The sequence below is a fragment of the Vibrio sp. 10N.239.311.G01 genome (genome assembly GCF_041465805.1).
In the GTDB taxonomy this organism is placed as follows: domain Bacteria; phylum Pseudomonadota; class Gammaproteobacteria; order Enterobacterales; family Vibrionaceae; genus Vibrio; species Vibrio crassostreae_C.
In genome coordinates, this window is record NZ_JBFSRM010000029.1 from 25,787 (window position 1) to 39,746 (window position 13,960).

The window sequence follows — 13,960 nt, forward strand, 5'->3', positions numbered from 1 at the left end:
TCCTATTTGTTTTGATTTCCAGCTAACAAACCGGAGCACTTACCAAGCTTTCATCCCAACAAAACCTTCTAGGATCTCTTTAAGAGCACCGTCGATTTCGTCATTGTAATCGCCTGTCGCGTTGATTTTTTCGAACAACGCAGGGTTCTGACCTTTGGCATAAGCAATCAGCTCTTCTTCAAAACGGGCAATGTTGTTTAGCTCAACACCGACCAAGTAGCCTTTCTCTGCTGCGTAGATAACCGTTGCTTGCTCAGCGACTGACATTGGAGAGTATTGTTTTTGCTTCATTAATTCGGTAACACGCTCACCATGGTCTAGCTGTTTGCGCGTCATCTCATCTAAGTCAGAAGAGAACTGAGCAAAGGCCGCCAGCTCGCGATATTGAGCTAATGAAGTACGGATACCACCAGACAGTTTCTTGATGATCTTGCATTGCGCCGCACCACCCACACGAGATACCGAGATACCTGGGTCTACTGCAGGACGTAAGCCTGAGTTAAACAATTGGGTTTGAAGGAAAACCTGACCATCGGTGATTGAGATTACGTTGGTTGGTACAAACGCTGATACGTCACCCGCTTGAGTTTCAATGATCGGAAGCGCCGTTAATGAGCCAGTTTGACCTTTCACTTCACCGTTAGTGAACTTCTCTACATACTCTGCATTCACTCGTGCTGCACGTTCTAGAAGGCGTGAGTGAAGGTAGAATACGTCGCCAGGGAAGGCTTCACGACCCGGTGGGCGTTTCAATAGCAACGAGATTTGACGGTAAGCAACGGCTTGTTTTGATAGGTCATCATAGATGATCAGTGCATCTTCACCGCGGTCACGGAAGTATTCACCCATGGTGCAACCCGCATAAGGGGCTAGGTATTGAAGCGCTGCAGACTCTGATGCTGATGCCACGACTACGATGGTGTTTTTAAGCGCATCGTGGTCTTCGAGTTTACGAACCACGTTAGCGATAGTGGAGGCTTTTTGGCCAATCGCTACATACACACATTTGATGCCAGAATCTTTCTGATTGATGATCGCATCGATAGCTAACGCTGTTTTACCCGTCTGACGGTCACCGATGATAAGTTCACGTTGACCACGACCGATTGGCACCATGGTATCAACCGCTTTATAGCCAGTTTGAATTGGCTGATCAACAGACTTACGTTCGATTACACCGGGTGCAATCACTTCTACAGGGTCGAGTCGGTCACAACTTATTGGGCCTTTGCCATCGATTGGCTCGCCTAATGTGTTCACAACACGGCCAAGAAGACCGTTACCGACGGGGACTTCCAAGATACGACCTGTACCTTTCACTTTCATACCTTCAGATAGGTCAGTGTAGGGGCCCATAACCACCGCACCTACTGAGTGCGTATCGAGGTTAAGTGCGAGTGCGTATTTGCCACCTGGTAGCTCAATCATCTCGCCTTGCATAACATCAGCAAGGCCATTGATTGTGATGATGCCATCACGAACCGATACGATAGTGCCTTCATTGCGAGCCTCGGTGCTCACATTAAATTTCGAGATGCGTTCTTTGATTAGATCGCTGATTTCATTTGAATTTAATTGCATAATTGTTACCTATCTCGCGTGAAGTTGATGAGCCAATCGGTCAATTGATGTGTTTAAAGAACCATCGATAACGGTTTCACCCGCCTTGATGACCATTCCACCTACTAACGTGTCATCAATAACCTGCTTCATTTCAACCTGACGCTCTAATTTCTTCTCAAGTGCAGCTGTTAGTGACGTAACTTGGTCTTGTGTCAGCATTTCTGAACTGGTGACAGTGACAGGCACTACACGTTCATGTTCGTCCTTTAGCTCGCAGTACAATTCAAACAGGTCTCTTACAACAGAAAGGCGGCCGTTCTCGGCCAAGACTCGAATAAGATTAATGACGTGGTCATCAACGAGTCCTTGGCAAATATGAATGATGAGGTTTGCCAGCTCTTCTGTTTGGTGTGTAGAAGCACCTTCTGCTGAAGAAATCTGACTAGCGATCGTTTCTTCTTCCGCGACAGCCACAAGAATGGACAGCATTGAGTGCCACTCTTGTAACTGGTTTTCACCTAAAGCAAATTCAAACGATGCTTTGGCGTAGGGATGAGCAATATTGGTGTAATCTGACATATTGCCTCTCCTTAGAGTTCGCTAATCATTTGGTCAACTAGCGCTCGGTTCGTTGCGGAATCTAGGTTTTTGCTAATCAGTTTCTGTGCACTTTGAATTACTGCGTCTGCCATATCTGCCTGAAGTTCACGGCGTATCTTTTGGCGTTCGCCTTCTAGCTCAGCTCTACCTTGTTCTAAGATGCGTGCCTTTTCTTGCTCGGCTTCTTGTTGCGCTAAGCTGATGATTTCATTGCGGCGTTTTCGGCCCTGTTCAACCAGTTCAGTCACATCTTTTCTTGCATCTTCGATGAGTTGCGCGCCATTTGATTTTGCTAGTTCTAGCTCTTTCGCAGCGTTCTCTGAGTGGCGTAAACCATCAGCGATTTCTTTTTGGCGCTCGTCTAACATCGCGGTGAGAGGGGGCCATACATATTTCATGCAGAGCCAAACAAAAATCACGAATGAGATTGCTTGTCCAAACATGCTTGCATTTAAGTTCATACCTTCCTCACTAAATCTTGATTATTTACAAATCGATCTTTCAAAGCGGTTTGATTAAGCCACGGCGAAGATGATGTATAGACCGATACCAACACCGATCATCGGTACTGCATCCACAAGACCCATCATGATGAAGAATTGAGTACGAAGCATTGGAGTAAGGTCTGGTTGACGCGCAACACCTTCAAGGTATTTACCTGCTAAGTTACCAATACCAGATGCTGCACCTGCTGCACCTAAACCGATCAGTAATGCACCTGCTACATATAAAACTGCGCTTACGATATCCATTTGTATCTCCGATAAATAATTTGTTAGTTAAATTTTTTAGTTATTAATTAGTGGTGTTCTTCTGTTGCCATACCTAAATAAACAACGGTCAGTACCATAAATATAAATGCTTGCAAGAATACGATTAATATGTGGAATAGTGCCCAAGGAACACTCAGTGCCCATTGCATCCACCATGGCATTAATGCGATCAGAATAAATATCATCTCACCTGCATACATGTTTCCAAATAATCGTAAGCCTAGTGATATAGGTTTTGAAATTAATGTTATTAATTCAAGAACTAAGTTAACAGGGTATAAAAGAGGGTTATCAAATGGCTGCGTAGTAAGCTCTTTGATAAAGCCTTTCAATCCTTTATTTTTAAATGTATAAGTCAACAGTAAGATAAATACACCGAGTGCCATCGACATTGGAATATTTACGTCCGCCGTTGGTAGATCTCTAAAGTGTTCTAGACCCATTGCACGACTTAATGCTGGTATGAAATCTATTGGTAATAAATCGACCGCGTTCATTAACAACACCCAAACAAAAGTGGTTAATGCCAGTGGCCCTATTAATTTATCCTCCGCTTGAAAAATCTCTTTTACTAGGTTGTTTACAAAATCAAATATCAGTTCGATAAAACATTGAAATCGACCTGGAACACCGCTGGTGCCCTTAGTCACTACGTATCGAAAAGCTCCAATAAACAGTAAACCCGTAATCCAAGATACCAACATCGAGTCGATGTTGAACGCCCAGAAACCATCACCTGTAGTTAAGAAGGTTAAGTGATGCTCTATGTATTCGTGAGCGGTAGTTACTTGATCCATACTACACGTACTCCGATCTTGTAGAGGCAGTAATAAATGGTGTTAAGAAGTACCCAACCATAGTGAGAATATATGCGTACAATATTACTGGGTTATCCAATTTGAAAAACTGGAACGCCAAGATAAACATTAAGAACGTATAAGTTATTTTCACGACACGACTCATTTGCATTAAGTCACGTAAACTATAATTAGGATTCTTGCGCACCTTTAGGCTTGCATATATAAAACCAAACAGCGGAGGTAGCATCGCAATTCCGATACCCAAAGCCGACGATTCCATATCTAATTTATTACCAAAAAACACTTCATATAAAACTACACCGACGGCTAATACTACTTGGCAGAGAACAACTCTTTTAGCAGCAACAAGAATGTCACCACTTATCCCATTAAGCCTCATAATAAAACCTTATATTTAACAGTGTAAGCTCATATAAAACACAGTTTGAATATGTCTTGCTACTCGCATTTACTTGTTAATAAAACTTTGCTTGTTAACAAAGAGATAATCTTGCTGGTTTTATATCTCCTGACGAAATAGAACGATATAAACTAGTTCGCTCTCGTTTCGACAAAATATAAACTACGCCTAAAATTATGTGATCAAAACGACAAATATTGATATCAATAATTCCATTTTTGAAATGAATGTTTTTCATTTATGAAAGTAATAGTTCTATCACTTTATTCATGAATATTTAAGATGCTTTATCCTTGTGAAAAGAGGGTCTTTTTAGAAGGGAGTAGCGAGCTAAATTTTCAACTTATGATCTTATCAATTACGACTATTCAAACACTTAGGTTCATTTACAAGCTGAGTTGTGAAGTGTGATTTTGGTAGGGGTTAAGCTTGTTTGAGGCAATGATGGAAGATCTGGTTTTTCTGGTAAATTAAACGTACGTCGCTCCTTATCAATAAGCGAATATTTTTTATATTGTCGTCAGCTTGTCACTATTTGCGTGCGCGAGAGTGAAAATTCAGCGCCTAAATGTTGATGATATAGGAGTGAAATGGGGGACTGGGTGTGCGAGAAGCATGGTGCGGAGAAGAAACACCGAGTTTTGAGGAAGTAAATGGCAGCAGAGCGCTGCCTAATTTACTTAATCTAGGCTCTCTTATGACTCTTCATAACTGAGGTATTGAATACATAAGTCATGGAAAGCCTGTGCTTGTGGCGAGATCGTACGATCAGACAGTCTGAAAATGCCGATTTGTCGTTGCAAGGGTGGGTCAATTAGCGGAATCCACACCAAGCGGGTTTCATTGGTTGGGAAAGCCAGCTTAGGTAGCGTGGTCACGCCTATCCCGAGCTCTAACACCGAAAAAAGCGAGGTAATGTTCTCGACAGAGTACAGGGCTTGTTCGCTGAGCATGCGCGCAGGTGTTGGGTCCAGTAGGGTGCAAGTCCCGTTACGAATGAAGGGCTGCTTTAACAAGGTTTGCCATTCGATTCCTTCCCGTTGAGAGGCGATAGGGTTATCTTTGAGGCACACCACACCGATAGGATCAGAAAGCAAAGGCGTGAAGTCGATGCTCTCTTCTTCTAAATGGGAGCTATTACCGAGGGCAACATCCACCTCGCCAGAGAGTAATCTTGCTTCTACCCCTGCCGCATTATCATCAATCAAACTCACTTCTACATTCGGGTACTGCTCACAAAATGCCCCTAAAACACTAGGGATGAGTTTTGCGGCCACCGAAGGCACGCTCGCTATTCGAACTCTTCCTTGTTGTCCTGCTGCCGCTGCGCGTAAGTCATTGTCTAATGCTTTGTAAACGTTCAGAAATTGAATGATCTTGGGCAAACATATTTCTCCAAAAGGCGTCAGTGTCGATTTGTTGCCTGTTTCAAACAGAGGTTGGCCGAGTATTTTTTCCAACTCTTTTATCGAAGTCGAAAGTGCCGCTTGCGATCGATTTGCACGGTGAGATGCCGCTCTAAATCCACCTTCTTCGACCACCAAAACGAAATGTTTTAACTGTTGTAGCTTAATACTCATGACTCCGATCCTTCTCTAGCCCTTGCTATACCTTACTTTTCGCAAGGTGATAGATTTTATTTATCAAATGCACAAAATTTACCGTTAGATTTATCAGGCGTCAAGGTGCAGTATTTAACCATCTTGAAACATAGTTGTTACAAAGTTGGATGAAATCGTGAACGCACAAACTAAAAAACACCCAGTAAAAACCTCTCTTTTTGCTTCAAAAGCACCACTAGAGTGGGCAATCGTTAATAACGGCACTCTATACACTGCGCAGATTCCAATCGATGAAACGGGCGCAGTAGTAGAAGGCGGTATTGAAGCGCAAACGCGTCAGACTTTTAACAACCTTGTTCATACCTTGGAGTGTGCAGGCGAATCGATGGATTCTGTGCTGCAGGTTCTGATTTACGTGACTGACCGTGAATACCTGAAAACGGTAAACAGCGTATACGGAGAATACTTCAACGCACCTTATCCAAATCGTGCAGCAGTCGTTGTTGCAGGGCTAGCTAGAGAAGAGATGTTGGTTGAGTTCGTGGTTTATGCATCGGCGTCTCAACCTGAATAAATGGACTGTGAACTGAGGCAATTTGCCAATCAAAGCTGTTTGTCTACGCAGATCTTTACTAATACAAGCGAATAGTTTTACGTCTAGATACAAAATTAATACTTATTCTCTATATGAATTAACAATTTATTAATTAATCCGATGGTTGCCAGACTCAACCGCAACCTAACGTTACAAGGACAGAATGATGACTCACTTACAGAATGTTCAAGCAGAAAACGCACTTTACATTGGCGGCGAATGGCAAGCGGGTGTAAGCACCGTAGCGAACATTAACCCATCAGATATTTCTGAAAATATTGGCAACTTTGCACAAGCAAGTGCTGAACAAGTTCAACAAGCGATTTCAGCGGCGAAACACGCTCAACCAGAGTGGGAAAAAACGCCGATTGAACGCAAGCAAGCGGTGCTTCAAGCGATTGGTGATGAGCTGATTGCCCGTTGTGATGAGCTGGGCACTTTGCTATCTCGTGAAGAAGGTAAGCCTTTTGCTGAAGGTCGCGGTGAGATTTACCGTGCAGGTCAGTTCTTCCAATACTTTGCGGCTGAAGTGCTTCGCCAAATTGGTGACAACGCAGATTCTGTACGCCCGGGTGTTTCTGTTGAAGTGACTCGCGAAGCGGTGGGCGTTATCGGCATTATCTCTCCTTGGAACTTCCCGACAGCAACAGCAGCTTGGAAAATTGCTCCAGCATTGGCTTTCGGTAACAGCGTTATTTGGAAACCAGCAAACCTAACACCAGCAAGTGCGGTCGCGCTTACAGAGATCATCCACCGCCAAGGTATCCCTGCAGGTACGTTTAACCTTGTACTGGGTAGCGGTTCAACAGTAGGTGATGCACTGATCAACTCTAAAGAAGTGAACGGTGTGAGCTTTACCGGTTCTGTTGATACGGGTCGTAAAGTGGCAGCGGCTACAGCGCCAAACTTCGTTCGATGCCAACTAGAAATGGGCAGTAAGAACGCACTTGTTATTGCTGACGATGCTGATATCCAAACTGCGGTTGATGCAACGATTGCAGGTTCTTTCTCTGGCGCAGGCCAAAAATGTACCGCGTCTTCTCGCCTTGTGGTTATGGATAGCATTCACGACCAATACGTTGAAGCACTGATTAAACGTATGAGCGAGCTGAAAGTGGGTCACGCACTGGAAGAGGGTGTGTTCATGGGCCCTGTCGTTGATGGCAACCAACTTGAAGCAAACCTAGGTTGGGTTGAGAAAGCACGTCAAAGCGGCGGTGAGCTGGCATTTGGTGGCGAACGCTTGAGTATGAAGCACGAAGGTTTCTACATGTCTCCAACGCTGTTCTTGAACACTAAGAACGATTGGGAAGTGAACCAAGAAGAAGTGTTCGCACCAATGGCAAGTGTGATTCGTGTCGCTGACCTAGAAGAAGCGATTGCGACAACCAACGACACTCGCTTCGGTCTAACAGGCGGCATCATTACTCAGAGCCTACGTACTAGCGCAATGTTCAAGCAACAAGCGCAGACCGGTTGTGTGATGGTCAACCTACCAACAGCAGGCACGGATTACCACGTACCGTTTGGTGGTCGTAAAGAGTCTAGCTTCGGTCCTCGTGAGCAAGGTCAATACGCGAAAGAGTTCTACACAGTGGTTAAGACGGCTTACCAACGTCCTTACTAATCCACTTTCTAAATAAGAATTGGATAGCTGAATTAACTTCCTAGCTATCCAGCTATCGAATTGGCCTGATTCACAGAGTCAGGCCAACATTCAAACCAAAGCAGCAAACGAACTTAGACAAGTGATTTAACCCATTTTTGAAAACATGTTATTTGAGCGTGTTTTCAAAACCGAGCTAGAACACTGAGCTTTCAATAGGAGTGGTTATGTACCAGCAACGGATTGTTATAGATGGATTGCAATACTGCAATTGGAACAGAGAATATTTCCAAACACTAAAGGCGAGCGGCATTACAGCAGTTCACGCTACCGCGGTTTACCACGAGACGGCTCGTGAAACCTTATCTCGCTTTGCAGAATGGAATTTAAGATTCGAGCAGAACGCAGACCTTATCATGCCGATTCACTCAATGGCTGATGTCGAGACTGCAAAAGCGACTGGCAAAGTCGGCATTTTCCTTGGTGCTCAAAACTGTTCTCCAATCGACGATGAGATCGGTCTTATCGAAGTGATGCGTAAGCAAGGTCTTTTGATCATGCAACTGACGTACAACAACCAGAGCTTATTGGCGACGGGTTGCTACGAGAAGAACGACACAGGTATTACTCGCTTTGGTAAACAAGCCATCGAAGAGATGAACCGAGTGGGCATGATCATAGATATGTCTCACAGTGCAGAGCGCTCAACACTTGAAGCTATCGACTTGTCTTCTCGTCCTATTTGTATCAGCCATGCGAACCCGACGTTTGCTCATGATGCACTACGAAATAAATCAAACGATGTAATTAAAGCTCTAACCGCACGCGGCGGCTTAATCGGATTCAGCTTGTACCCATTCCACCTACCAAACGGCAGCCAATGTACCTTGGAAGATTTCTGCCAGATGGTTGCGACTACGGCTGACATGGTCGGCGTAGAGCACCTCGGTATTGGCAGTGACCTATGCTTAAACCAACCTCAAGCCGTTCTTGAATGGATGAGAAATGGTCGTTGGTCTAAAGCAATGGACTACGGCGAAGGCTCTGCGAACAACTCAGGTTGGCCAGATGCGTTGCCTTGGTTCTGTGGTAGTGCGGGTATGGAAAACATATATAACGGATTGATGCGTCATGGTTTCAGCGAGTCTGAAGCTGGGCAAGTCTTGGGAGAAAACTGGTTTAACTTCTTGAAAGATGGCCTAGAGCCTCAAACCAAGGGTTAACGGTTTCTCGCGAGCCATCATCGAATTAGCAGCCTTCTAACAAACGTTCAATAAGCAAGTGCTGCTTAAACCAATTTCACTATTCAAAAGGAACAACGGTCTATTTCGCAACGCGGTAACCCAAACATGGATTAGCCTGCCCAACACAAAAAACAATAGGGCAGGTGTTAAATACACCCTTGTAGTCATCATTCAAATGACAGCTGCAAAGAAACCTCTGGAGTCAGAGTATGTCTGATTTAACCAATAGCGTGAAATCTTCAAGCTTAAATGCGGGTCAAGCACACACAACAATTAATGCAAAAAGCAACACAAACGAGTCTGAGTCTACGTCAGACAAATTAGGCCTATCCAACCCAGCACTTTGGTACAGCGGCGGTTTTTTCGCTCTGTTCGTGGCACTTGCTCTATTTGATGGCGAGCTGTTATCAAGCCTAGTAAATACGGGCTTTGCATGGTCTGTAAAAGTATTCGGTCCTTACTGGCAAATGCTTCTTCTTCTGACTTTTCTTATTGGTCTTGGCCTGGCGGCAGGGCGAACAGGCAAGGTTATCCTAGGCGGCATCGCTAAACCTGAAATGGACGGCTTCCGTTGGATGGCGATCATCTTCTGTACGCTACTGGCAGGTGGCGGTGTATTTTGGGCAGCAGCAGAGCCTATCGCTCACTACGTTAGCCCACCACCATTGTACGGCGCACAAGAAAACGCACAGCAAGGCGCGGTGAATGCTTTATCGCAATCCTTCATGCACTGGGGTTTTCTAGCATGGGCCATTGTCGGTAGCTTAACGTCTATTGTGGTGATGCACCTTCACTACGACAAAGGCTTACCGCTTAAACCTCGTATTTTGCTTTACCCAGTTTTAGGCGAGCGAGCATTGAAAGGTCACACCGGCGCATTGATTGATGCATGTTGTATTGTCGCAGTAGCGGCGGGCACCATTGGTCCTATCGGCTTCTTAGGCTTGCAAGTGAGCTACGCACTGAACGCACTGTTTGATATTCCTGATGGCTTCACGACGCAGCTTATCATCATCCTGTTCGCTATCGTTCTATACACATTGTCGGCATTAAGTGGTCTTAACCGCGGAATGCAAATGCTAAGCCGTTACAACGTAATTTTAGCAATGTCATTGATGGTCTACATTCTGATCTTCGGCCCAACAAACTTCATTTTCAATGGCTACATCCAAGGTGTAGGCAGCATGATAGACAACTTCATCCCAATGGCAACATACCGTGGTGACGAAGGTTGGTTGAGCTGGTGGACAGTATTCTTCTGGGGTTGGTTCTTAGGTTACGGCCCAATGATGGCAATCTTCATCGCACGTATTTCACGCGGTCGTAGTATTCGCCAATTGGTATCAACCATCAGTCTTATTGCACCGTTCGTAACATGTTTCTGGTTCACCATTGTTGGCGGTTCTGGCCTTGCGTTTGAAATTGCAGACCCAGGCAGCGTAAGTAAAGCGTTCGAAGGCTTTAATTTACCTGGCGCGCTACTGGCAGTAACTCAGCAACTACCAATGCCAATGCTTATCTCTATTCTGTTCTTGATCTTGACGACGATCTTCATCGTAACGACAGGTGACTCAATGACTTACACCATCAGTGTGGTAGTCAGCGGTGAGACAGAGCCTAACGCAATTATTCGTACTTTCTGGGGTGTGATGATGGGGGTAACAGCATTGATTCTGATTTCCCTAGGTTCCGGCGGTATTTCAGCGCTGCAATCATTCATAGTTATCACAGCGGTACCGGTGTCCTTAATCTTGCTGCCATCACTTTGGAATGCGCCTCAAATCGCAATCAAGATGGCGAAAGATCAAGGCTTATAAAACATCAATGCCGGTATAAAGAAGAAAATGTAGAGATAAAGCTCTCTAAAAACTGAAGATAAACAAGGTGTGAGCCTTTGAAAGAAGGCTGATACAAGATTCCGGAAGGAAGATAAAAACCGTACTGGTGAAGATACACCGGGCGGCACGTATTTAGGTCAATCGATCTAGTCAGGACAAATAATAAGTGGCGAGTTCGCTTGCCTCGATAATATCAATAACGATTAAAAACGTGAAAGCTAACCAACATACTGTCGCTATATATGCTTCAAAAGACAGCAACGATCGGTTCTGAATGGCTAGCAAAATCCTATAACTATAAGGTGGTGAGCAAAATGGATGCACATCGTTCTACCTACACTGAATCAGCACTACGTGACGCAACGGTCGTCATGGCACCGGAAAGACTGGGTGCTATGCACCAAACACGCATCAGCTTCGTAAGAACTCTGATTCGTAAAATGGCGCAACAGCAATGGAAAGTGACTAAGCATGAGTGGCAACTAGACGCTCGAGGTTTTGGTCATGTTATCTATAAGCTAGAGACGCCAAATCATGTTTATCATTTGGTTGTTTTCTGCGATGAGATTGCAGACGACGAACGAAATGACCGTGTAATTGCTGAAAAGTGGGACGTAACGTTTGCTCTGGTTCTTGGTGATGTTGATGTCACCCTACTTGAGAGACTTCGTGCGAATGTACCGCTACAAGAAGCAGGCCGTAACCCTAACAATGTGCTTGTTTTAGCGCGTGCCAACAAAAGTGTACGAGTGTTTGAACATATTGTTAGTCACTTGGCTAAAGGTGTTCAACCAACGCCAAAAGAGCTAGCGGAAGTTGGCTACATCCTACGAACCACAGCGGTTTATGGTAATGGTAAGTTTGGTATTGCTGACTTTAAAATCTTGGAAAAGAATCCAGATTTTAATCAATCGTTCAGTGCTCAAATGTGTGCTGTTTATATGCTGCGTGAGTTCAGCCTAGATTGGGTTCATTACCTAGCGGAGCAACAAGGCGGTGAACAAGCGATTACCTTGCACAGAGGCTTACAACGCTACCTAGGTGTGGGTAATGCCACAGGTTTAGGTATGGCGCCATATCTGATTAACCACCCAAGTATTGTCGATCAATGGATGACAACCCGTGAGCATGCATTAGCTGACGTGTTAGCTAATCACACGGATACGGCATTGATTGAGCCCCTACGTACATTAGTTAAAAAAGCGATTTGTCATTTAGAACAAGTTGTTACCATCAATGAAAATCAGCAAGAGTTGAACAAAACCGCTGTTGATGAGTTGAAACACGCAGAACAGTCACTAGAAGCTTCTGTAAACCATTGCGATACATGGGCGCAGTTAGTTGAACAATCTAAGCACATGAGTATGGAAGCCCAAGAAATCCTTATCTCATGCTTGATGGAATTGTACCCAGAATTAGTGGACGCCCATCAAGAGCAAATGAATTGTAGCGAAACACTCTCGCTTCCTAGTGGCAAAAAGATCCAAGACCTATTGGTTGTGTTAGAAGAAAAGTACCGTTGGGCGATCACGACTGACTTTACGAAAGCAGAAAATAACTACTGGTTCTGGTATCGCTCTCAGGACAAAGAAGAGCCAAGGCTCGGTGTTCGAGGCGAGGAACTCGGCGAAGAGCGCGAACTGCCGTTGGATATCGGCCGTCAAGCTTACCGTCTGTACCATGCTTTATTGCAATTCGCGCCAGAGCTTTCATTGGCTGAATTCCTTGTTAAACAACCGCAGCATCGTGCCATTGCGCGCCGTGTGTGGACGTTAGGTAACAAGGCGATGGGCGACATTCAAATGAACGTGCTGCACCAAGACTCGCCACCAATGCATTTGCTGCGTTGTAAGCTAGCGATGTTTGGAGCGACTAAGTTTGATCCTCGCTCAGACCGTTGGGTACGAGTGACGTTTTTCCAAGGTGCACCGTTGCTTGATGAAATTCATCAGGACGAATGGGTGTTCCCAATCTTACCAAGTGAAGCGGAGATCGCTGACTCAAATAAAGTTCCTACACATATCAACGCTCAACATGGAGGTAAATCGTTATGATCGTTTCTCACAATGAACTGGTAGCGGCCGTTAATAAAGCCTTTCTGGGTATGCGTCGTACATGTGGTGAAGCCGATGTGATAGCGAACATGGTGGCAGATTTACAAATGGTTGGCTTGGATGGTGTTCGTCATTTTAACAATGCGAGCAACTTTATGGGGCTAGAAGACGATTGCCCTGTAGACATCCAAGTGACAAGCGACAACACAGTTGAAGTGGACCTGCACAAGGCGAGCTTAGCGTGTCATCTTCCTGTGGTGATGGATTACGCCATTGAAAAAATGGTCGGTAAAAAGACGCTGAAAATCGAGCTAAACAACTGCCATAACCGTTGGTTAGCGTACAGTGAGCTTGTAAAACTGGCAGCGAAAGGCATCGCATGTACCGCACGTTGGGATAATGGCTCAAATCCTAAGAGCACCTTGTATGTGCTTAACCGTGGTTGCGTTGCACCAGAACTGTTTTTATCAGATTTGCCTCTGGCATCGGACGATCATATCCACAATATGACCATCGAGCTTTCCGTCCAGGATTTCGATATCGAACGTTTGTCAGATGGCTACCAAACACACATTGAATCGGAAGCGCTTTTTAAAACTCAAGAGAAGGCGTGGAACGAGGGCATTGAAGTTGACGATGGAGAGTGGGGCGCGTTGAAAGAAACGGCGACGGCTATCCTTGTTGAAAACAGCCAACGTTCAATTCAAGGTGCAGGTGAGCTCGAGGCTTCTTAGCTTTGTTTTATAGAGCTATAAGTTACAGAAGCTCAGTTTATAGATCTTTGGCTTATAGAAACTAAACCTATAAAGCCTGAGCTTGTTCAACCTAAAAACCTCATTTACAACAGATAAAACCAAAGAGCTTAACGTATCCTCACCTCGTTAAGCTCTTTTTATTTGTGTCC

13 protein-coding genes are annotated in these 13,960 nt (G+C 44.7%); 6 read left to right on the forward strand and 7 right to left on the reverse strand.

The window, feature by feature from the left end; genetic code table 11:
* Positions 1 to 39: 39 nt before the first annotated feature.
* From atpA to AB6D06_RS19170, 7 genes are all read right to left on the reverse strand, one after another.
* On the reverse strand, positions 40 to 1,581 hold the full coding sequence (gene atpA / locus AB6D06_RS19140; RefSeq protein WP_102332884.1) for a F0F1 ATP synthase subunit alpha: 1,542 nt from the start codon (positions 1,579 to 1,581) through the stop codon (positions 40 to 42).
* Positions 1,582 to 1,590: 9 nt separating this feature from the next.
* Positions 1,591 to 2,142 (reverse strand): F0F1 ATP synthase subunit delta, encoded by a 552-nt coding sequence (locus tag AB6D06_RS19145; protein ID WP_017060840.1) that lies wholly within the window; start codon positions 2,140 to 2,142, stop codon positions 1,591 to 1,593.
* 11 nt (positions 2,143 to 2,153) lie between these two features.
* Positions 2,154 to 2,624 carry a F0F1 ATP synthase subunit B gene (locus AB6D06_RS19150; RefSeq protein WP_017060839.1) on the reverse strand — a complete coding sequence of 157 codons (471 nt, stop codon included), beginning with the start codon at positions 2,622 to 2,624 and terminating at the stop codon, positions 2,154 to 2,156.
* Between the two features lie 54 nt (positions 2,625 to 2,678).
* A complete protein-coding gene (gene atpE / locus AB6D06_RS19155) occupies positions 2,679 to 2,915 on the reverse strand; it encodes a F0F1 ATP synthase subunit C (RefSeq protein ID WP_004730405.1) in 237 nt (78 codons plus the stop codon).
* A gap of 47 nt (positions 2,916 to 2,962) precedes the next feature.
* Complete coding sequence (gene atpB / locus AB6D06_RS19160; RefSeq protein WP_017060838.1) at positions 2,963 to 3,733, reverse strand: F0F1 ATP synthase subunit A; 771 nt, start codon at positions 3,731 to 3,733, stop codon at positions 2,963 to 2,965.
* Position 3,734: 1 nt separating this feature from the next.
* Entirely contained in the window at positions 3,735 to 4,136 is a 402-nt protein-coding gene (locus AB6D06_RS19165; RefSeq protein ID WP_372058259.1) for an ATP synthase subunit I, read from the reverse strand.
* A 716-nt stretch (positions 4,137 to 4,852) separates the two neighbouring features.
* Positions 4,853 to 5,737: a LysR family transcriptional regulator gene (locus tag AB6D06_RS19170; RefSeq protein ID WP_017060836.1), complete on the reverse strand. Its 885-nt coding sequence runs from the start codon at positions 5,735 to 5,737 to the stop codon at positions 4,853 to 4,855.
* 157 nt (positions 5,738 to 5,894) lie between these two features.
* Between AB6D06_RS19170 and AB6D06_RS19175 the strand changes: the two genes are divergently transcribed.
* The 6 genes from AB6D06_RS19175 to AB6D06_RS19200 all read left to right on the forward strand — a co-directional run bounded on the left by AB6D06_RS19175 (position 5,895) and on the right by AB6D06_RS19200 (position 13,790).
* Positions 5,895 to 6,293 carry a RidA family protein gene (locus AB6D06_RS19175; protein ID WP_017060835.1) on the forward strand — a complete coding sequence of 133 codons (399 nt, stop codon included), beginning with the start codon at positions 5,895 to 5,897 and terminating at the stop codon, positions 6,291 to 6,293.
* A gap of 187 nt (positions 6,294 to 6,480) precedes the next feature.
* A complete protein-coding gene (locus AB6D06_RS19180; RefSeq protein WP_017060834.1) occupies positions 6,481 to 7,941 on the forward strand; it encodes an aldehyde dehydrogenase family protein in 1,461 nt (486 codons plus the stop codon).
* A gap of 206 nt (positions 7,942 to 8,147) precedes the next feature.
* Positions 8,148 to 9,143: a membrane dipeptidase gene (locus AB6D06_RS19185; protein WP_017060833.1), complete on the forward strand. Its 996-nt coding sequence runs from the start codon at positions 8,148 to 8,150 to the stop codon at positions 9,141 to 9,143.
* Positions 9,144 to 9,373: 230 nt separating this feature from the next.
* Positions 9,374 to 10,981, forward strand: a complete 1,608-nt coding sequence (locus tag AB6D06_RS19190) for a BCCT family transporter (RefSeq protein WP_372111427.1) — start codon at positions 9,374 to 9,376, stop codon at positions 10,979 to 10,981.
* Between the two features lie 263 nt (positions 10,982 to 11,244).
* On the forward strand, positions 11,245 to 13,056 hold the full coding sequence (locus AB6D06_RS19195; protein WP_102393759.1) for a hypothetical protein: 1,812 nt from the start codon (positions 11,245 to 11,247) through the stop codon (positions 13,054 to 13,056).
* A complete protein-coding gene (locus tag AB6D06_RS19200) occupies positions 13,053 to 13,790 on the forward strand; it encodes a DUF3726 domain-containing protein (RefSeq protein ID WP_017064722.1) in 738 nt (245 codons plus the stop codon). Before AB6D06_RS19195 ends, AB6D06_RS19200 begins: the two co-directional genes overlap by 4 nt.
* Positions 13,791 to 13,960: the final 170 nt, after the last annotated feature.